The organism is Pelovirga sp. (genome assembly GCF_059864205.1).
This window is the reverse complement of sequence record NZ_JCBCBS010000080.1, coordinates 12,745-32,581: the sequence shown is the minus strand read 5'-3', so window position 1 is coordinate 32,581 and position 19,837 is coordinate 12,745. Positions and strand designations below refer to the sequence as shown.

The following is a 19,837-nucleotide window of genomic DNA, read 5'->3' as shown; positions in this document are numbered from 1 at the left end:
GTGCATAGCAAAGAGGATCTGGAAAAGATAAAACAGGATTTACTGCGTCTGCGCAAAGAAATCATCGAAAGTTCACGCAAAGCCCATGCCGAATCACTGGCGTTGGGCAATGATGGCGTCGCTGATCTCGGCGATATGTCGGCAAACAGTTATTCTCAGGATGTGCTGATGAGTCTCAGTCAGACGCAACTTGGGCGCATCCGCGATATTGATGCCGCTCTGGCGCGGATTGAGCAGGGTGCCTATGGCATTTGCATTGCCTGTGAAGAAGAAATTGCCCCCCGACGACTTGAGGTTCGCCCTTTTTCCCGTTACTGTATTGACTGCAAAGAAGAATTTGAAAAGTTTGGTGAATAATTTGACTCTGTTGCCGATGGTAGCTGGTACAGCCAGGAGATGGTCATGATTCTAGTCGCTTTTTTTGTGCTGCTGTTTATTGTATTTGCCTTGGGTTTTCTCTACTTCTGGGGGATCAATCCAGGTGATATCACCGTTTATCTGACCAGTGACACCAGCTATACCGTGCCGGGCGCCATTATGCTGATGGCGGTTCTGCTGATCGGTTTGCTGATCGGTAATCTGGTCCATATTGCCAGCGCTTTTCTTCTTTCATTCAAGGGGTGGAAGAAAGGGCGTGATCTGCGTAAAGGTGAAGAGATCAGTACCATCTATCGCAGCGGCGTGGGCCGACTGCTTTCAGGTGACCTGAAGAAGGCTCGGACCCTGTTGAAAAAGGCGCTGGATCGTGATCCGCGACGGGTCGACAGCCATCTGGCCCTGGCCAGTGTTGCCCTGCAGGAGGGTAATATCCAGGAAGGAATCGACCTGTTACAAAAAGCGCGTAAACTTGATCCGAAGGGGGTTGAGGTGCTGTTTAAACTGGCGACCACCTACGAAGAGCAGGAGCAGTACCCTGAAGCCATGGCGATCTACAAGGAGGTGCTCGCCAGCGACGCTGATAACCGCAAAGCTATGCGCGCCTTGCGCGACATCATGAGCAGACTCGGTCAGTGGGATGATGCTGTGGGGCTGCAAAAGCGCATTCTCAAAGCAACATCGGCCGGCCCCAAGGTTGAACTGGAAAAACAGACCATGCTGCAGTTGCGTTATGAAGTCGCTCATCAGGCGTTGGAACAGGGGGACCTTGACCAGGCCATTGATGCCTGTCGTGATATTATCAAGCAGGATGCCGGTTGCACCCCACCGCGGGTGACTCTTGGTGATGCTTACCGTCAGGCCGATCGGGTTGCTGATGCCGTCAAGGTTTATCAGGAAGGGTATCGCGCCCTGCAGAAAAGTGTCTTTCTGGCGCGACTCGAAGATCTCTATATTAATGCTGAAGACCCCGCCGCGCTGCTGGCTTTTTACCGGAATCAGATGGAGCGGGACCCGCAGGATCTGTTGCTCAAACTGTATCTCGGGCGTCTGTGTCTGCGCCTGGAGATGGTCGATGAGGCGATGCAACATCTGACCGACGTGGAAGCCACCGGCATCGATTTCACCAAACTTCATCTGCTTCTCGCCGAAGCTCAGCGGCGGCGCAATCGCACCGATGAGGCGATATCGGAATATCAGAAAGCTCTCGGCATTGACAGCCATTTGCTGTTGGGTTTTGTCTGTGATGCCTGCGGCGCTAATTTTGGCGAATGGCATAGCCGCTGTCCACAGTGTAAAAGCTGGGATACCCTGATTCTTCCTGAACGCAAGCAGATTCAAGAGGCGCGCCTCGCCGATTACCCCAAAATGATTCCCCACGGGGCTCGGGAGGCAGTGTGAGCGCGCCACTGGTTGCCTTGGTTATTCTGGATGGCTGGGGCTTAAACGACAGCTTTGTCGGCAATGCGGTACGTCAGGCGCAGACGCCGGTGATGGATGGCCTGCTTGCGCGGTGGCCCCATGCCAGCCTGAGTGCTTCCGGGCGGGATGTCGGGTTGCCGGACGGGCAGATGGGTAACTCCGAGGTCGGCCACCTGAATATCGGGGCCGGTCGTATTGTCTATCAGGATCTGACCCGCATCAGCCTGGCCATCGAGGACGGCAGTTTTTTTAGTAATCCGGCCTTGTCCGCTATCTGCACGCAATTGGCGGCGGCCGGTAAGAAACTCCACTTGCTTGGACTGGTATCGGATGGCGGGGTTCATTCCCACATCAGCCATATTGATGCGTTGGTCAGCATGGCTCAACAGATGGGTGTCGAGCAGATCTGTATCCACGCCTTCATGGACGGACGTGATACGCCGCCGACCAGCGGCCGGGGTTTTCTTGCCGACCTCGAACAACGCCTTGGACAGTTGGGGGTCGGCAAAATTGTTACGGTGACCGGGCGTTACTGGGCCATGGATCGTGACAATCGCTGGGAGCGGGTTGAACGCGCCTATCGGGCGCTGGTTGAAGGGATCGGCACCCCGGCTGCCAGTGCTGTTGCAGCCATGGAGCAGGCCTATGCCGCCGGACAGACAGACGAGTTCGTTGAGCCGTGCATCATTGGTACCCCGACCACCATCGATGATGGGGACGGTGTTATTTTCTTCAATTTTCGTTCTGATCGCGCCCGGGAAATTACCCGTGCCCTGACCCTTGCCGATTTTGACGGCTTTGTGCGCCGCAAGGTACCACAGATCGCCAAATATGTTTGCCTCACCGAGTATGACGAAACCTTCGATCTGCCCGTTGCTTTTGCTACCGAGAATTATCGCGATATTCTAGCCGACGTTATTGCCAACGCTGGCCTGAGACAGCTGCGCGTAGCCGAAACGGAAAAATACGCCCATGTTACCTTTTTCTTTAATGGTGGCGTTGAGCGCGCCTGGCCCGGTGAGGAGCGGGTGCTGATACCATCGCCCAAAGAGGTGGCGACCTACGACCAGAAGCCGGCGATGAGCGCGGTTGAGGTGACCGACGAGGTGGTAAAGCGCGTAGCAAGTGGTGACTATCAGTTCATTGTGCTGAATTTTGCCAACTGTGACATGGTCGGTCATACTGGGGTGCTGGCCGCTGCGGTGAAGGCGGTTGAAACGGTCGATACCTGCCTTGGGCAGGTTGTTGATGCTGTTGTCGCGGCCGGCGGGGCGCTGCTTATTACTGCTGACCATGGTAATTGTGAGCAAATGGTTGATGGCCGCGGGCAGTCCCATACCGCCCACACCAGCAATGCGGTTCCGCTGATTCTGGTCGATCCGCAACATGCCGGGCAACCATTAGCTGACGGGATTCTGGCCGATCTGGCACCGACGGTGATCGACCTGTTGGGTTTGCAACAGCCAGCTGCGATGACCGGTCGGTCTCTGCTGGTCGATGCATAGGATATCCGGTTAGCCATTGTCATCCGTCAGTGGTAAATTTCCCGCTGCGTGCTGCGTTGAATGTCAGGGAATCCAGGAGACAGAATATTGAATACAGAAGGAAACCTGTTGAATCAATACGCTTTCTTCTGCCTCCTGACTCCTGACTCCTGACTTCTATATTCTGATCCCCCGCTGCTTGCGGCGGGGTGGTTCATTGCAGGAGCTGGAGGGGGGATGAAGACTGCTGTTGTCGTATCCTGGTTGGGTCGAATGTTGCCACCAGCCTGCCCGCTGTGTGGCGGCACTTTTTTCGTGCTGGCCGCAGACCCTTTTTGCCCGCGCTGTATGGCAACCATGACACCGCTGCCGGCTGCACAGTGCTCGCGTTGTGCTCTTCCCTTTGTTGCTTCCTCCGCACACACTTCCCACCTGTGTGGGCGCTGTATTCAAGCGCCTCCCGCTTATGCTATGGCTTACGCCGCCGCCCTTTATGAAGGGCCCCTGCGCACCGCTATAAGGTGCTTGAAGTTTCATCAGCGCCCCAATCTTGATCGTCCCCTTGCGCGCTTGCTTGAGGCTCGTCTGCCGGCGTTCCTCGAGGTTGATCTGCTCGTGCCCGTCCCTTTGTATCCTCCACGATTGCGCGAGCGCACCTATAATCAAGCCTGGTTGCTTGCTCGCGAACTCGGGCACCGCCGGCGCTTGCCGGCGGCTCATGATGTGCTGGTCAAGTGTCGCGCTACTGAGCCGCAGCAGACCCTGTCTGCACGCCGGCGGCGCGAGAATCTGCAAGGTGCGTTTGCGCTGAATCGCGATGTGGAAGGAAAAAAAATTCTTCTCATCGACGATGTCATGACGACCGGAGTCACCCTTGATCTGTGTAGCCAGGTGTTACTCGCCGCTGGAGCTGAGCGTGTCGAAGTTGCTGTTGTTGCCCGAGCTCCTTTGTCATGAGGGCGCCGGCAGGCATCTTTAGGCTACTACAATACCTTATTGCCGATGGTTGTGATGATGCTATAGTTGACAGATCCGACGCAGCGCAAGAAATCAATGCCGGGATGCCTGATGAACTCATACCTCTACTACCTCATCGAACATTACCCTCTGGAAAAGCTCCTGCAGGTTATTCCTGCCGGTATTTTTGCCGTCACACCGGATCAGCGCATTGTCTACTGGAGTGAAGGGGCGGAGCGGATAACCGGTTACACCGCCGCCGAGGTGATCGGTCGTTCCTGTTTAGAGTTGCACGCAGATAACTGTTGTCATGACTGTGCTTTGTTTGATGACGAAACCAGCAAGCCGCTGATGGGTAAATCCTGTTCTTTTGTCCACAAGGGTGGTCACCGTTTGAGCCTGAGCAAAAATGCTGATCTGTTGCGCGCTGCGGATGGTCGTGTTGTCGGCGGTATCGAAGCCATTATTGACCGTACCGGCTTGCGCGATGTGGAACTGGAGCGGGATTCCTTACGCTCGGTACTCAACAGCATAACCGATCCGATTTACATCTGTGATCGTTATTATCGGCTGCTCTTTTTTAATCGGGCGATGGACAGGTTGATCGGTAAAATGACCGATCGACCCTGCTATGAAGTGTTGTACGGTCGTGACGATGTCTGCCCTGACTGCCCCATGGATGAAGTGTTTGCTGGGGAACTGTGTCGCCAGGAGACTCACCTGATCGGAACCGGACGTATCTACGAGGTCCTTCACTCCGCCTGCCATTTTTATCAGCAGCCCGAGTGCAAGCTGGGCATCTGCCGCGATATTACCGAGCGCCTGGCGATCAGGCAACGTTTGCAACAGGTAAATCGCGAGCTGGATGCTTTTGTGTCCATGGTCTCCCACGATTTACGTTCCCCCTTGACGCCACTGATTGGTTACGCTGAATTACTGCAGGAACATTACAGTTATAATCTGGATGACCTTGGGCGGGAGTCGATCAGCGAGATTCATTCGACCGCAGAACGGATGAGGGATCTGCTCGAGGATCTCCTGTGTCTGGCGCGTGTTGGTCAGGTGCCGATCCCGGTCGAGCCGGTGACAACATCCAGGGTAGTCGCCGAAATTGTCAATGAACTCAGCGAATCTATTGCGCGCCGTGGGGTGCAGATCGATATCGGTCGACTGCCGGATGTGATGATCCCGGAGTCTTTACTTGCCGATCTCTATCGTAACCTGCTCAGCAATGCTCTTAAGTATGGGGTCGGCAAACAGGAGGCGCGGATCGAAATCTTTGGTCATGTGGTTGGTAGTCGGATCGAACTGCTGGTTCGTGACCATGGCGTGGGGGTAGCGGAGACAGAACGGGAGACAGTTTTTGAGCCTTTTGTCCGTGGCGTAGTCGCCGATAAATACAGTGGCACCGGTATCGGTCTGGCGACGGTGGCTAAAATCGCCCGGGTTTATCAGGGTCGTGTCTGGATCGAGGAAACTCCCGGTGGTGGTGCTACCTTTGTGGTGGAGTTGCCGAACCCGCAACAGGAATATTAAAAAAAACTGACCGTCACCCCTGATCAACAAAAAGACCGCTACCTTGATAAGACAGCGGTCTTTTTATGCAATAAGCAGTGCGGCTTAAGTTGGTGCTACTCGCGTACGAAGGTGTCGATGTCGGTTTCGTGAACCATCCCCATCAGACGGGCATATTCAGACTCGATGATGATGTAGTGGTTTTCAGTCGACTTGGCATTTTCTTCGAAAATTGCACGAACAGATGCATCTTCAATTTTTGCGGCCATCGCGCGCAGGCTTTCAGCCAGCCGTTTTTCCTTATCCAGTGCCAGCTCCATGGCCTTGCGGTCATCAAATTTCTGCAGCAGAGCCTTGTCGAGATCGGAAAGCCATTCGCTGTTTTTCTCCGGCGGGGCATCGATAAATTCATCGAAGGGGGGAAGCATGTCGCTGCAGTCGGTGCACTTGTCAAAGAAGTGCTTGGCGTGCTCACGCTCTTCTCTAGCCAGCAGTTCGAAGGTTGCAATGGCATTCTTGTCCTTCATCTGCTTGGCGGCAATCTGGTAGAAATTCATGGCGTTTTTTTCTGTCTTGACCGAACTGACCAAGGCGTTTTTGACTTCGGCTTCGTTAAGCATGGGTGTCTCCTCCTGTAGTAATTAACTGAAATAAACCAGTTAGTTTGCGGCTGCTATTGGAACAAAGGTACGCTGGGCAAGTTCCTGGTCGATCATCATCAACCCGCGGCCATCTCCTTCGACTCTTTTGAGCTTGGCAATAATATGGTTGGCGGTTGCCTCTTCTTCAATCTGTTCGGTGACAAACCACTGCAGAAAAATCTGCGCCGCATGATTTTTCTCCTGCTGAGCGAGATCCATCAGGGCGTTGATGCGCGCGGTGACAATCTGCTCATGTTCCAGCGCGACCTCAAAAACCTCCAATGGTGAGGAGAATTCACGATGGGGGGTGTCCATGCCCTGCAGAACAACCCGATTTCCCGTGTCACAGACAAAATGAAACATTTTTTCGGCGTGGGACATCTCTTCCTGAAACTGGACACTCATCCAGTTGGCCATACCGGGAAGATCCGCTGTCTCAAAATAGGCCTGCATCGATTTGTAGATGAACGCAGAGTAGTGTTCGAACTGGATTTGGTCGTTGATGGCACTAACGAGGTTGTCACTGAGCATCGATTGGTCTCCTTGTTTTATTCATATGTAACTTCAGAGTAACTTAAAAAAGTTAGTTTATGACAAGACGGCGCAGCGCGGCGTGCGTTGCTATTCAGCTGCTGTCCTTCACATCAGGTCGGGGTTCCTGTGTGAAGGGTGTTTGTCGCTATGGACGGCGACAACAAGCGGTCAGGGATGACCCAATAGGAAACAATCGCGTCCCTTGACATAGGATCCGAAGATCCGGTGCTGAACAGATACATTCATATAGTATCGGGGTCAGCGCTCAGTATAGTCGATATTGTCCCGCTGCTGCAAAGTTTGATTTGGCACAATAGCAGATTCCTGCCCCTGATATCACTAAAAAACTGATGTAACTATTCAGCACTGTCCTTGCGCAGGGCCTTTGGCTCCTGTGTGAAGGGTGTTTGTCGCTATGGACGGCGACAACAAGCGGTCAGGGATAACCCAATAGGAAACAATCGCGTCCCTTGACATAGGATCCGAAGATCCGGTGCTGAACAGCTACCAACTGACAGTATTGGTGACTTTGTCCCTGGTCAGACGACAGTTGTCAGGCCTGCCATGGATCGGGTATGCTGCAAGGCATTGTTCCATTTTTCCTGCCAGGACGAACCAATGAAAATTAGCACCGCCGAATTTATTAAAAGCGCAACCAGGCCCGCGCATTATCCGGATCCTCAGTTTCCTGAAATTGCCTTTGCCGGGCGCAGTAATGTCGGCAAGAGCACCCTGATCAATGTGGTCCTCAATCGAAAAAATCTGGTCCGCACCTCATCGACCCCGGGGCGTACCCAGTTGATCAATTTTTTCAATGTCAACCAGCGTTTTGTGCTGGTCGATTTACCTGGTTACGGTTTTGCCAAGGTGCCGGTGGCGGTCAGAAAAGCCTGGGGTCCGATGATCAGAACCTATCTGGAGATCCGCGACTGTCTGGCGGCGACGGTATTCATTATTGACATCCGCCGCACCCCGGGGGAGGAGGATCTGGATTTGCTTGACTGGCTTGAAGAGTTCGGTGTGCCGACCATTCCGGTGATTTCCAAGATAGACAAGGTCAGTCGTTCGCAGCGCCGCCAACACGTCGAACGCATTGCTGCGGCGACCGGTTTGCCGGTTGATGCCTTCAGTCTGTTCTCGGCGTTGAGCCGCGAAGGGATTGAGGATATTCGTGAGCGGATTGAATCTGTTCTTGAACAGCAGGTCACCGATGGGATATCAGAAGGTGGTGAGATCCCATGAAAAACCCCACGCGGGTGCATCTGTTACGCCATGGCCAGGTTGAAGGCTATGAAGAAAAACGTTACAACGGTCAGGCCGATATTCCACTGACCGTTCTCGGGCGGCGCCAATCCGCGAGCCTTGCCGGACGCTTTCAGTCCCGCCGTCTGGCCGCTATCTATTCCAGTGACCTGCAGCGTTGTCGCTTTGCCGCTGACCAGATCGCCCTGTTTCAACAGGTTACGCCGCTGTATCGAACCAGCTTGCGCGAACTCTGTGCCGGTGACTGGGAGGGTGTCCCCTGGGCGGCACTGCAGCGCGATGCTGCCCCATTGTGGCAGGCGCGCCTGCGCGATATCGTTCATATTGCGCCCCCCGGTGGCGAGAGCTTCAGCATGCTTGCCGCTCGGGTGCGGCCTGAACTGCAGCAGATAATTTCCTCTCACCCCGAGGGTGAAGTTGTTATAGTGTCCCACGGCGGGGTGAATCGTCTGATTCTTCTTGATGCCCTTGGGGCACCGTTGGAAAGTGTGATGCGCATCGAGCAGGACTACGCCTGTCACAATATTATCGATTATTATCCAGACCGGCGAACGAGCGTTTCATTGGTTAATGGCAGGTAGTTTATTGCTCCGTTGGAAAGGCGGTTAAGGGCAGCTTTTGATCGCCATCCCCGCATGGGCTGTAAACCGGTATCCTTTCAAGCTGCGACAGCATGGATGCCCGCTGAAAGAACTCGGAAATGACAGGCTGTTTACCCACCGCCTCAACCAATAGGTACGGAAAGTAACTTTTAAATTCATCTGGGTTTTTCCGGATAGACATCAACTAAGGGAGTGCAAACCATGAAGTCAATTCATGTTATTGGCGCCGGTATGGCGGGGCAGGAAGGTTTTACTGCCCAAGCGTTGGGGCTGGTTGCTGCCGGCGACATCCTCTTTGGTGCGTCCCGTCTGCTTGCTCTGTTTCCCGACTATCAGGGAGAAAAGCAGCAGATCGATGATGAGTCGATGGCGGCGATGATTGAGCGTCTGCGTCATTTTCACGGCAATGCGGTGGTGCTGGCATCGGGCGACCCACTCTTTTTCGGCGTCGGTCGCTATCTGCTGCGCAATCTGCCCGACGCGCTGATCGACTTTTTGCCCAACGTCACATCGGTCCAGTACGCCTTTGCCAAGATTCGTGAGCCCTGGGATGATGCCATTTTTGTTTCGACCCATAGTCGTGATGTCAAGAGTGTTGTTGATCGGGTGGTGGCCAACGACAAGGCCGCTATTCTGACCGATGGACTGATCACTCCGAAGATGATCGCGGCCGAGTTGGCGGGGCGCGACCGTCTCGGTTACCGGGTCTATCTCTGTGAGAACCTTGGCACGCCGGAAGAGAAAATCCGCCTGACCAGTGTTAAGGGACTGCTGGAGTTGGACGTGGCAGCGCTGAACGTGCTGATTCTCATTCGCGAATACGAGGAGGATGAACAGCAGGCGTTGCCCGTCTTTGGCATTCCGGACGATGAATTTTTAAGTGTCAAAAAAACCATGACCCGCGAAGAGGTGCGGGTTGTGACCCTGGCCAAGCTGCGTCTGCGCCATGATATGTGCCTGTGGGATATCGGTGCCGGTTCCGGCTCCATCAGTATCGAGGCGGACTATCTGCTGCCGCAGGGGCGGGTGTTCGCGATTGAACGTAATGATGAGAGTCTGGGTTTTATCCGCGAGAATCTGCGGCGTTTTAATGCCCGCAACGTTACCCTGGTGACCGGCAGCGCGCCCGAATGTCTGGATGAGTTGCCCGATCCCGATCGGGTCTTCATCGGCGGCAGTGGCGGCCATCTGTGGGAGATTCTTGAACAGGTTGACCAGCGCCTGGCAAGTGGCGGGCTGGTTGTCCTTAATGCCATTACCCTCGACACTCTGACCGCTGCCAATGATTATTTTAACAATGCCGGCTATCAGGTCGAAGTCGTGGCTTTAAACATTGCCCGTACCCGTCCGGAAACCAATTACAAGATGTTTGAGGCGTATAACCCCGTGTATATTATCACCGGGGTCAAACAATAAGTCTTGTTGTGAGCCCCAACGATAAATCATCTGCTGATTCTGTTCTCCCCTGGAGCGTCGGCCAGCGTCCGCTGATGCTGGCGCCGATGCAGGGGTTGACCAATTCGGCCCTGCGCCGCCTCTATCTGCAGAAATACCAGCCGGATCTGGTCTTCACTGAGTTTGTGCGGGTGCAGTCCCAGACCCGAAAGCGGGTCGCTAAAAACGAGCTGAGTGAACTCCAGGATCATGTTGCTGAGGTGCCTCTGGTGGTGCAGTTGATCGGTAATGACCCTGCGGCCCTGGCCGAAGCAGCAGTGCTGGTGCAGGCCGGTGGCGTAAAGCACATCAATCTGAATCTGGGTTGCCCCTATGGGCGTATGACCACTGGTGCAACCGGTGGCGAATTGCTGCGCCACCCACAGCAGTTGGCGGCGATGCTGGCGGCGTTACGGCGTGTCTGCCGTGGCAGTTTTTCAGTGAAATGCCGTGCCGGTTATGGTGACCTGGACCAGTGGCAGAGCCTGTTGCCTGTTTTTGCCGACAGCGGTGTCGATTTTATTATTCTCCATCCGCGTACTGTAGCGCAGCACTACAATGGTGCTGCCGATCACCGGATCACTGCTGCCATGGCAGCAAAAACCAGGTTGCCGGTTATTGCCAACGGCGATATCAATTCAGCCGCTATGGCTCGGGCGTTGCTGACGCAGACGGGTGTTGCCGGGCTGATGATCGGCCGCGGTGCTCTGGCCGACCCGGTTATTTTTCAGCGGATTCGCGGCACGGCTCCTCAGATGGTCGATTCGGAGCTGCGGCGCCGGGAACTCGGCCGGTTTATCAGCGACCTGTGGCCAAGCTATCTGCAGAAATTTTGCGGTGAGCGCCAGGCGCTGATGAAGATCAAGGATGTACTCAATTTTATCCCTGATCCCGATTTACAGCGCGATCTCGGCAAGCTCAAGCGAGCAACGTCGGCTGCGACTTTTCTTGCCCGTCTGCAAGGCCATTTTGCTATTGCGCCGGACTCTGAATGTTTCTGAAAAAAATCACTAAAGCCAGTGTTTTTATGGTGGTTTAGCCTCTCTTTATCCACAAACAATCAACAGGCATGTTGACAAGATGTAGTATCCTTTTCTAACTCATCCACCAGATATAGTGTTTTTAACCATTGTCATGCTGCTACGGCCTGTGCTAGTCTGCGCCTCGGTGGTTTATTCCAGTAGATCGGCCGACAGGGAGGATCTTCCCTTTGTTTTCACGTCTGGGTTGTTGACCGGTGGCCGCAGGTCACAGTTGTTGGGAGAGAGGGTATGCTGACATATATTCGCAAGCGCGATGGGCGTCTGGTTCCTTACGATGAAAGTAAAATCACCCAGGCGATCTGTAATGCCGTCAAGGCAGTGGGTGGCAGCGATTTCGAAAAACCGTCGGAAATTACCCTTCAGGTTGGTAGCATCCTGACAGTTCTCTACAAAGAGAACAATCTTCCCACCGTTGAGAACGTGCAGGATCTGGTCGAGAAAATCCTGATTGAAAACGGCCATGCCCAGACCGCCAAGGCATATATCCTTTATCGCAAGCAGCGTGAAGGGTTGCGCCGTACCCAGGAGTTTATGGAAGAGTCGATCGCTTCTATTGATTCCTATCTGGTGCGTGAGGACTGGCGGGTCAACGAAAATGCCAATATGGGCTATTCCCTGCAGGGTTTGAATAATCACATCGCCGCTAACATCACCAGTAACTACTGGCTCAATAAAATCTACCCCGAAGATATTGCCCGTGCCCACCGCGAAGGGGATTTCCATATCCACGACCTGGGGATGCTGTCGGTCTATTGCTGCGGCTGGGATCTCAAAGATTTGCTTCTTAAAGGCTTCTGTGGCGCTTACGGCAAGGTCCAGAGTCATCCGCCCAAGCACTTCCGTACCGCTTTGGGGCAGGTGGTCAATTTCTTCTATACCCTCCAGGGGGAGGCGGCCGGCGCGCAGGCGTTTGCCGGCTTTGATACCTTGCTGGCACCCTTCATCGCTTATGACAAATTGGGTTACAAGGAGGTTCTTCAGTGTCTGCAGGAGTTCGTTTTCAATATGAACGTGCCGACTCGGGTCGGCTTCCAGACACCCTTTACCAACATTACCATGGATATGATGGTGCCTTCCAATATGGCCGCTGAAGCGGTGGTCATCGGTGGCCGGCTGATGGATCGCTGTTATGGTGAATTTCAGGCGGAAATGGATCTGTTCAATCAGGCCTTCTGCGAGGTGATGATGGCAGGGGATGCTGCAGGGCGGATCTTTTCGTTCCCGATTCCGACCTACAACATCACCAAAGATCTCGATTGGGAGAGTGATCGGCTACGCCCCGTTTTTGAGATGACGGCCAAATACGGCATCCCCTATTTCAGCAATTTCGTCAACTCCGATATGGATCCGGAAGATGCGCGTTCCATGTGCTGCCGCTTAAGGCTTGATAACCGCGAGTTACGGCGCCGTGGCGGGGGCCTGTTTGGTTCCAATCCGATGACCGGGTCGATCGGGGTGGTGACCATCAATCTGCCGCGTGCCGCCTACCTGGCCGCAACTAAAGCCGATTTTTTCAGTCGTATCAGTGAGCTGATGGACAGCGCTTTTCGTTCCCTGGAGATCAAACGCAAGCAGCTCGAACGTTTTACCGATGACGGTCTCTACCCCTACAGCAAGTTTTACCTCGATTCGATTCGCCAGCGTAGCGGCAACTATTGGGATAACCATTTTTCCACCATTGGCCTGATCGGTATGCATGAGGCTTGTCTCAATCTGATCGGCGCAGGGATCGACAGTGCCGCCGGGCAGACTCTGTCACAAGAAACCCTGGACTTTATGCGTCGCCAGCTTGAGGCTTTCCAGGATAAAACCGGCCACCTCTATAATCTCGAGGCAACTCCGGCCGAAGGCACCAGCTTCCGTCTGGCCAGCGGTGACCGCAAGCGCTTTCCCGACATCCACTGTGCCGGCACCAGCGAACCCTATTACACCAACTCAACCCAGTTGCCGGTGGGTAGCACCGAAGATATCTTTGCTGCCCTGACCCATCAGGACGAGCTTCAGACCCGCTATACCGGCGGCACGGTGTTTCATGGTTTCCTCGGCGAGCGTCTGGAAGACTGGCGCAGTGCGCGTCTGTTGGTGAAGCGGATTGCCGAGAATTTTCATCTGCCCTATTTTACCTTGAGTCCGACCTTCACCATTTGCCCCGTTCATGGCTACATCAGCGGCGAGCACTTTGCCTGCCCCCATGATCATATTGACCGTGCGGCCTGATGGGGGGTTGGCACCGGGTCGGGGATCCTGTGCCAAGGGACGCTTTTCGCCGTCCATCGCCGCTTGACTGTCGCCCTCCATGGCGACAGACACCCTTGTCACAGGACCCCCGACCCGGTGCCATGGGCTATAATTGAATTGTTGCAAGTTTTTTTAAATTACAGGAGGAAAATAATGGCGACCAGATGTGATTCAAAGACCGAAGTCTATTCACGGGTGTGCGGGTTTTTCCGCCCGGTGCAACAATGGAATCGCGGTAAGAAGGAAGAGTTCAAGGATCGCTCTGAGTACGTTGTTGCTCCGACCGAGTTGAAGCGCTGAAAACAATTTCCATCAAAGGGTTTCAGGGGACCAGCCTGCTTGATTTTCCCGGGCGGGTGGCATCCCTGGTTTTTACCGGTGGTTGTAACCTGACTTGCCCCTTTTGCCATAATGGCGGGCTGGTATTAGATCCTGACGGCTATCCGGATATCCCGGTTGACGAGTTGCTGGCAGATCTGCAGGCACGAAGGAATTTTATCGATGGGGTTGTGATATCGGGCGGAGAACCGACCATCGAAGCCGGTCTGCCGGCATTTTTATCCGCGCTTAAACAGCTGGGATTGCAGGTCAAGCTCGACACCAATGGTCTGTTACCCAACGTTATTGCTGATCTGCTCGAACTCAATCTGCTCGATTATATTGCCGTTGATATCAAGACCTCCCCACAGCGTTACTCCGAACTGCATAGCGTCACTGTTGATCCTGCCGGCTTGATCGAAACCGTCGAGTTACTGCGTCATGCCGCCATTGCGGTGGAATATCGGACGACCTGTATGCCCGGACTGGTGACGCAGCGAGAGATTGACGAGATCGGAGAACTGCTGCGCGGTGCGCGCTTGTGGGTGCTGCAGCAATATGTGAGAGAGCACGCCATGTTTGCTGAATGGCAACGGTTGGAAGCTTATCCTGCGGCGCAGTTGCAGCAGTTCGCCACCATTGCTCAAGGATATGTTCATCAGGTCCAGGTGCGCGGAATCTGACTGTCCTACAAAGCAGCCTTTCTCTTTTACTTCAGTTTATGACAGAACAAGCACCGGAAGGTGGTGGGGTGATTCTCCGTGAAGGGGACCATCTCTGCGTTGTGGCATTGAGTGCAGGAAGCCTCAGCGGCTTTTCTTCCTTCTTTTGCGGCAACGGCGAAGAAGGGCTCGTGGATCTCGTCGTGTGGAACCGGTGCTGTTGTCTCCTCCGGCGCCATCCACAAGAAGGTTACCAGGGCCACCCCTGCAAGCAACAGGAATATATCACGTTTTTTCATTATCGACTCCGATTCAAAAGAGACCGTCATGGTCTATCAGTGGTTATTCCGTTTTGATAAACAGCAGATAAATAAAAAGCATCACCGCCACCGCACCGCCGATGACGATAATATAAAGCCCTCCCCCTTCGAGCCCTTCGGTGCCGGTACCTTTGGCCAGGGTCAGGGAGATGGTGATGATAAAGCCACCGAAGCCGGTGATGATGGCGGAGACAGCGCGCCAGCCGATAACATAGGAAATCAGAACCATAACAACAAAAGTGCCGATGAACCAGGGATTACTGTGCAGATCACCGACGTTCCAGGCATTAAGCTGCTCAATAAGTCTGTCCGTGCGAAAATTTTCAAAAAAATCTGCGACCGCTGCCAGATTCATAGATGCCTCCACAAAAGTTACGAAAAGCCCACATATACTAGCAGATCGGCGCCCGGCAAAAAAGGGTTAATCTCGTTGGCGAAGGGTGTTCGTCTGCTTGACTTTGACCATCTGCTTCTCTACGATGACCCGTTATGTCAAAGCCCTGCGGGGCATTTTTTATCGAGATGTTTCCAATGGGGAGAATGCAGTGCTGGGCAAAGCGATAGGTATTTTTGATTCCGGAGTAGGCGGCCTGACGGTCTTCAAAGAGGTGGCTGCTCTGTTGCCACGCGAGAACCTTATTTATCTTGGCGATACCGCGCGGGTGCCCTATGGTACCAAAAGTGTCAAAACTGTCCAGCGCTATGCTTTAGAAGCAGCGGAATTTCTTGTTGATCGCGGTGTGAAACTGCTGGTGGTTGCCTGTAATACTGCTTCAGCTGTGGCACTGGAACAGCTACGCGAGCGTTTTCAACTACCTGTTATCGGCGTTATCGAGCCCGGTGCGCGCCGGGCCTGTGCCGGTCGCAACCGCCGCATCGGCGTGATTGGTACCGAAGGCACGATCAACAGTGGGCGCTATCCCGAGGCAATCACCGCTCTCGTGCCTGATGCACAAATATTTTCAGTTGCCTGTCCTCTGTTTGTGCCGTTGGCTGAGGAGGGCTGGTCTGAACATGAAATTGCCCGCCTGACGGCCCTGGAGTATCTGCAACCGTTGCTTCAGGCGCAGATTGACACGCTGGTTCTAGGTTGTACCCACTACCCACTGTTGCGCAACACCCTGCGTGGTATTTTTGGTGCAGAGGTGTTACTGGTTGATTCAGCCGAGGAGACCGCCAAGACGGTTCAGCAGTTGTTCCGTCAGCAGGGCCTGGTAAATCCAGATAGTGGCGGTCGCCGCGAGTTTTACGTTACCGATGTTCCTACCCGTTTTGAACGGGTAGGAACAGCTTTTCTGGGTTCCGAATTAGGGCGAGTTGTTCAGGTGGAAATCGGTTAAGGCGGGCAATCAGGGAAGGACAGTTCATGAAAAAAATATTTCTCAGCCTGACGCTGGTGCTGGTCGTCGGCATAGTGCTTGGTTATATGATCGGCTGGGTTTTGCAGGATTCCCAGGACGAGTTGATGCAACCCCCGGGGTTTATTGAAGAACCTTTGGCCAAGCGCGAGGTTGCCCTGTATTTTGCTGAACCCCAGGGGCGCTATCTGCTCAGAGTGACCGATGGGATCAGTGGCTGCGAGGATGATCGCGACTGTGTTCGTGCCCTGCTCGAGCGCCTGATTGCCGGGCCACAAGGCAAGGCCGTGCGGGTGATGCCGGCGACCACGCGGATCAAAGGGGTGGAGCTGGATAATGATCTGGTGCGTATCAACTTTTCACGCCATTTAATCGATCATCATCCCGGCGGTAGTCTGACCGAGCTCCTGACGATTTATAGCCTGATCAACAGTTTGAGTGAAAGCTTTCCGTACCTGCGGCAGTTGCAGATTCTGGTGGAAGGGGAGGTGCGTCAGACCCTGAAAGGGCATGTGCGGATTGATCACCCGGTTTATGCCGATTATGCGTTGACACAACCACCCGGGCTTGGTACCGGCACCGTTGATCCAACGCGCGAACAACAGGACTATCACGAGATTGAGCGGTTGATAGAGGCGGCAACTAAAGGCAGCAACTAAAGGCAGCAACTAGCAGGTGGTTGCTCTTCTTGCTCAACAGCATGAGAGTGCAGTATAAACAGAAGTGCTGGAGTGCCGCCTTAATTCAAGGAGTCAGGATGATTGTCGGGTACAATCACAATGCCGGTTACCGTGGAAAAACCTTCCATGTGCAGACCGAAGACAGCGGTCCGGCACGACCGCAACTGGTAACTCTGCTGTACCTTGGTGGCACCATCATCGCGTCGAAAAAAACCGTCTACGCTGATATCATCAAGGTTGATCATCTCGATAAAGTAGTTGAGGAATTGGCCAAGGAACAGCATAAGGGGATGTTGCGCAGCTTGACCCGTGGTGAATTTGATCGGCGGATCGAGGAACTGGGAATTGTCCTGGCGGCGCCGCAGGTCAAAATCGCGGCGGCGGAATCCGCAAAGAAGCAAGTTGAAGAAGAAGCAGACGCAGAGCTTGCAAACACGGATGAGCCACGGCGCGAACCGGCATTTGTTGCTGAACCCAGCATCGATAAATTCAAAAAGCCCAAACCTGCTGAATCTTCTCTGGATGAATTGATTTACGCCTATTTGACTGCCGGTCAGGAAAAGTCTTAACCAACAGGCTAATGCCACAGACCGCGTTTGTTGTGGCGTGCTACAGCCTCTGCCGCCATAAATTGATCTTTGAGCTCAAAGTCAGCCCGGCGGAACACCGCAGCAAGTCCTTCTTCAATCAGCAATTTGTTGAGCAGACGGCCATCAGGTAGGTATACGTAAGCCAGGGTGCGGCCGTAGGAATCTATCCGTTCCTGATCGAATTCCAGCCGGACGATCTGATCGCGACTGTGGCGAATAACAAAATGGCTGGCCTGGCGCGCTACTGAGCGCAGGGTTGCTGGTGAGATCTGGAAGTTGTGCTGATAAAAGCGGTCACGTTTAGAGTCCTTCGCTTCTGGAGCATCAGTGCCCAACAAACGGACGCGACCAATATTCTCCACCTCGATAGTGTCGCCATCGTAGACCCAGGTCACCTGCCCGGAAATCGCTTCAGCCTGCTGGCAGGCGCACAGCTGAACAAAGACTAACAAGGCGACAAGCATGCGCCCGAGCACTAACGCCCCCACAGTAGCCGGGCGAAAAAGCCGGTAAAGAATCCCCAGACCAGCCAGCTCAGGATAATCAGCCCCGGCATCAGTATGCCGAGATTAATCCCGCCGATTCCCTGATTCTGCACTTGCGGATAGATATAGGCGATGTCGACCAAAGCTGGGATCAGGGCGACCCATAAGCTCTTGCGAATCCAGAATCGTCGGCTTCGGGGTGATGCCACGCTGACAAAGAAAAGCAGCCCCCACAAGCCGCCGGCAAACATAAGGGGATAGAGGGCGGGCAGGGCGATGCTGCGAGAGAGATTGATACCAAGTATCCGGATGATGCCCCATTCGCTACCAAGCCATAAAAACAGACTGCTGAACAGGGCTCCCAGCAGGCCGGAAACAAAACAGACGGCAAATAACGTGCTGGTTTTCGGCATGATCTCTCCTGGACTGTAGGGTAGCTGCCCATCTGAAGATGTTCAATCTGTTACTGCAGGAGGGTCAGATAAAATACATAAAGCGGTGATCAAGTTCCTTTTCCAGGCCCATCTGCTGCCCCTGGTCACACATGTCCTTCAGGGTAATGGACTCAAAGTAGTCACCAAGAATTTTGCTGCCTTCGGCCCAGATCCGTTGGGTCAGGCACTGGTTGTCGAATTCACAAATGGGATCAGATTCGCCATCCTTGCGGCGCCCTTTAACACAATTGACGAGCAGCAGTTCTCCTTCTGCGGCGAGAACAATTTCTTTAACCGTAATTTTTTCCGGTGTTTTCGCCAGGCTGTAACCGCCCTGAGGACCACGGCGGCTTTTCAGCAGACCGGCTTTTTTTAAATCCTGAAATATCTGTTCCAGGTAGCGGGGTGAAATGTTCTGGCGCCGGGAAATATCCTTGATCTGAGCCGGCATTGAACCGGCGTGGTAGGCCATATCGAACAGCGCACGGACGCCGTAGCGGCTTTTGGTAGACAACTTCATGTTTTGTGCCTCCATCATTAAATTGCAGAAACTATAAGAATCTTCAGCGTTGTTGTCAAGAATAAAAGCTCGTTCTTCATGAGGGATTAGAGCGATAAAAATTACAACTAAATAGATCAATGATGTGCGACAAACTGTTTAGTTTCGCCGAATGCCGTCGGTTGTCAGGACAATTTTACCCTCTTTATAAAGGGCGCCGACCGCTTTTTTAAACAGCTTCTTGCTGATTCCCAGGCGGCTGCGGATCACCTCGGGGGGGCTGGCGTCGGTCAGGGGAAGCCATTCCTGTTGCGCCAATTGTTGGAGCAAAATAGCGCGGGCAGCGTCGATTCCGGCCGTTCCTGCCGGTTGCAGGCTGATGTCGAGTTTACCATCATCGCGGATTTTAGCCACATAGCCCTTGCGTTGGGTTCCTCGTTTGAGCCCGGGTAGCAGGTCGTCAGTGTAAATCAGACCAGTATAAAGATGGTTGACAATGACTTTGGCGCCCAGGTCGGTAAATAACCAGACAATCACATCGACCTCGTCTCCCTGACGCAGGTCACAGTTTTCGTCGCGTAGATATTTTTCCAGTCGTGCTGAAGCGATAGGACGCTGCTGGTCGTCGTGACAAATGCGCACCAGATAAGGGCGGCCGACCTGCATCGGCTCGAGCTGTTCCGGGTGCGGCACAAAAAGATCCTTGGCGAGACCCCAATCGAGAAAGGCCCCCTGGGGGGAGATGTTTTTCACCGTCAACAGGACAAATTCTCCGACCTGTGCCGCTGGTCTGCGGCTCGTCGGTCGAAGTTGCTGGTTGCGATCAAGATAGAGGAACACCGTCAGTTGATCACCGCGTTGCAGGTTGTCGGGGCATTCCTGACGAGGCAGGAGGATTTCTGTTCCCGCTGCATCCAGCCATATTCCTTCGCCGGCTGTACGGGTGACGGACAGTTGGTAGTAATAACCGGGTAGCAACATGG

Annotated in this window: 23 protein-coding genes; 15 read left to right on the top strand and 8 right to left on the bottom strand. The window is 53.9% G+C overall.

Annotated elements, in window-relative coordinates:
- From AC6F7T_RS05215 to AC6F7T_RS05195, 5 genes are all read left to right on the top strand, one after another.
- Positions 1 to 357, top strand: a complete 357-nt coding sequence (locus tag AC6F7T_RS05215) for a TraR/DksA C4-type zinc finger protein (protein WP_500716941.1) — start codon at positions 1 to 3, stop codon at positions 355 to 357.
- Positions 358 to 402: 45 nt separating this feature from the next.
- On the top strand, positions 403 to 1,776 hold the full coding sequence (locus AC6F7T_RS05210; RefSeq protein ID WP_500716940.1) for a tetratricopeptide repeat protein: 1,374 nt from the start codon (positions 403 to 405) through the stop codon (positions 1,774 to 1,776).
- Positions 1,773 to 3,302 (top strand): 2,3-bisphosphoglycerate-independent phosphoglycerate mutase, encoded by a 1,530-nt coding sequence (gpmI, locus tag AC6F7T_RS05205; RefSeq protein WP_500716939.1) that lies wholly within the window; start codon positions 1,773 to 1,775, stop codon positions 3,300 to 3,302. Before AC6F7T_RS05210 ends, gpmI begins: the two co-directional genes overlap by 4 nt.
- Positions 3,303 to 3,518: 216 nt before the next feature.
- Positions 3,519 to 4,238: a phosphoribosyltransferase family protein gene (locus tag AC6F7T_RS05200; protein WP_500716938.1), complete on the top strand. Its 720-nt coding sequence runs from the start codon at positions 3,519 to 3,521 to the stop codon at positions 4,236 to 4,238.
- 111 nt (positions 4,239 to 4,349) lie between these two features.
- Positions 4,350 to 5,774, top strand: a complete 1,425-nt coding sequence (locus tag AC6F7T_RS05195) for an ATP-binding protein (protein ID WP_500716937.1) — start codon at positions 4,350 to 4,352, stop codon at positions 5,772 to 5,774.
- A gap of 95 nt (positions 5,775 to 5,869) precedes the next feature.
- On the opposite strand, the gene AC6F7T_RS05190 is transcribed toward AC6F7T_RS05195, so the two are convergent.
- Positions 5,870 to 6,373: a ferritin family protein gene (locus AC6F7T_RS05190; RefSeq protein ID WP_500716936.1), complete on the bottom strand. Its 504-nt coding sequence runs from the start codon at positions 6,371 to 6,373 to the stop codon at positions 5,870 to 5,872.
- Between the two features lie 39 nt (positions 6,374 to 6,412).
- A complete protein-coding gene (locus tag AC6F7T_RS05185; protein WP_500716935.1) occupies positions 6,413 to 6,925 on the bottom strand; it encodes a ferritin-like domain-containing protein in 513 nt (170 codons plus the stop codon).
- A gap of 621 nt (positions 6,926 to 7,546) precedes the next feature.
- On the opposite strand from AC6F7T_RS05185, the gene yihA reads away from it, so the two are divergent.
- From yihA to AC6F7T_RS05150, 7 genes are all read left to right on the top strand, one after another.
- Positions 7,547 to 8,170 carry a ribosome biogenesis GTP-binding protein YihA/YsxC gene (gene yihA / locus AC6F7T_RS05180; RefSeq protein ID WP_500716934.1) on the top strand — a complete coding sequence of 208 codons (624 nt, stop codon included), beginning with the start codon at positions 7,547 to 7,549 and terminating at the stop codon, positions 8,168 to 8,170.
- Positions 8,167 to 8,772, top strand: a complete 606-nt coding sequence (locus tag AC6F7T_RS05175) for a histidine phosphatase family protein (protein WP_500716933.1) — start codon at positions 8,167 to 8,169, stop codon at positions 8,770 to 8,772. Before yihA ends, AC6F7T_RS05175 begins: the two co-directional genes overlap by 4 nt.
- A 222-nt stretch (positions 8,773 to 8,994) precedes the next feature.
- Positions 8,995 to 10,209: a precorrin-6y C5,15-methyltransferase (decarboxylating) subunit CbiE gene (gene cbiE / locus AC6F7T_RS05170; protein WP_500716932.1), complete on the top strand. Its 1,215-nt coding sequence runs from the start codon at positions 8,995 to 8,997 to the stop codon at positions 10,207 to 10,209.
- Positions 10,210 to 10,217: 8 nt separating this feature from the next.
- Positions 10,218 to 11,228, top strand: coding sequence for a tRNA-dihydrouridine synthase (locus AC6F7T_RS05165; RefSeq protein WP_500716931.1), 1,011 nt, complete (start codon positions 10,218 to 10,220; stop codon positions 11,226 to 11,228).
- A gap of 270 nt (positions 11,229 to 11,498) precedes the next feature.
- Positions 11,499 to 13,487, top strand: coding sequence for a ribonucleoside triphosphate reductase (locus AC6F7T_RS05160; RefSeq protein WP_500716930.1), 1,989 nt, complete (start codon positions 11,499 to 11,501; stop codon positions 13,485 to 13,487).
- A 174-nt stretch (positions 13,488 to 13,661) separates the two neighbouring features.
- Positions 13,662 to 13,808, top strand: a complete 147-nt coding sequence (nrdD, locus tag AC6F7T_RS05155) for an anaerobic ribonucleoside-triphosphate reductase (protein ID WP_500716929.1) — start codon at positions 13,662 to 13,664, stop codon at positions 13,806 to 13,808.
- Complete coding sequence (locus AC6F7T_RS05150) at positions 13,805 to 14,509, top strand: anaerobic ribonucleoside-triphosphate reductase activating protein (protein WP_500716953.1); 705 nt, start codon at positions 13,805 to 13,807, stop codon at positions 14,507 to 14,509. Before nrdD ends, AC6F7T_RS05150 begins: the two co-directional genes overlap by 4 nt.
- Before the next feature lie 26 nt (positions 14,510 to 14,535).
- On the opposite strand, the gene AC6F7T_RS05145 is transcribed toward AC6F7T_RS05150, so the two are convergent.
- Both AC6F7T_RS05145 and AC6F7T_RS05140 read right to left on the bottom strand, forming a co-directional pair.
- Positions 14,536 to 14,787, bottom strand: a complete 252-nt coding sequence (locus AC6F7T_RS05145; protein ID WP_500716928.1) for a cytochrome C — start codon at positions 14,785 to 14,787, stop codon at positions 14,536 to 14,538.
- A 43-nt stretch (positions 14,788 to 14,830) separates the two neighbouring features.
- Complete coding sequence (locus tag AC6F7T_RS05140) at positions 14,831 to 15,163, bottom strand: hypothetical protein (RefSeq protein WP_500716927.1); 333 nt, start codon at positions 15,161 to 15,163, stop codon at positions 14,831 to 14,833.
- A 190-nt stretch (positions 15,164 to 15,353) separates the two neighbouring features.
- On the opposite strand from AC6F7T_RS05140, the gene murI reads away from it, so the two are divergent.
- From murI to AC6F7T_RS05125, 3 genes are all read left to right on the top strand, one after another.
- Positions 15,354 to 16,148 carry a glutamate racemase gene (gene murI / locus AC6F7T_RS05135; protein WP_500716952.1) on the top strand — a complete coding sequence of 265 codons (795 nt, stop codon included), beginning with the start codon at positions 15,354 to 15,356 and terminating at the stop codon, positions 16,146 to 16,148.
- 26 nt (positions 16,149 to 16,174) lie between these two features.
- Positions 16,175 to 16,825, top strand: a complete 651-nt coding sequence (locus tag AC6F7T_RS05130; protein WP_500716926.1) for a GerMN domain-containing protein — start codon at positions 16,175 to 16,177, stop codon at positions 16,823 to 16,825.
- A 98-nt stretch (positions 16,826 to 16,923) separates the two neighbouring features.
- Positions 16,924 to 17,415: a RomY N-terminal domain-containing regulatory protein gene (locus AC6F7T_RS05125; RefSeq protein WP_500716925.1), complete on the top strand. Its 492-nt coding sequence runs from the start codon at positions 16,924 to 16,926 to the stop codon at positions 17,413 to 17,415.
- Between the two features lie 8 nt (positions 17,416 to 17,423).
- Here the strand turns inward: AC6F7T_RS05125 and AC6F7T_RS05120 are convergent, their stop codons facing one another.
- From AC6F7T_RS05120 to AC6F7T_RS05105, 4 genes are all read right to left on the bottom strand, one after another.
- A complete protein-coding gene (locus AC6F7T_RS05120; RefSeq protein ID WP_500716924.1) occupies positions 17,424 to 17,912 on the bottom strand; it encodes a thermonuclease family protein in 489 nt (162 codons plus the stop codon).
- The gene (locus AC6F7T_RS05115) at positions 17,912 to 18,334 is read right to left on the bottom strand and encodes a hypothetical protein (protein WP_500716923.1); all 423 of its coding nucleotides are present in this window, start codon (positions 18,332 to 18,334) and stop codon (positions 17,912 to 17,914) included. Before AC6F7T_RS05115 ends, AC6F7T_RS05120 begins: the two co-directional genes overlap by 1 nt.
- A gap of 64 nt (positions 18,335 to 18,398) precedes the next feature.
- A complete protein-coding gene (locus tag AC6F7T_RS05110; RefSeq protein ID WP_500716922.1) occupies positions 18,399 to 18,875 on the bottom strand; it encodes an Rrf2 family transcriptional regulator in 477 nt (158 codons plus the stop codon).
- A gap of 138 nt (positions 18,876 to 19,013) precedes the next feature.
- Entirely contained in the window at positions 19,014 to 19,835 is an 822-nt protein-coding gene (locus tag AC6F7T_RS05105) for a S1-like domain-containing RNA-binding protein (protein WP_500716921.1), read from the bottom strand.
- Positions 19,836 to 19,837: the final 2 nt, after the last annotated feature.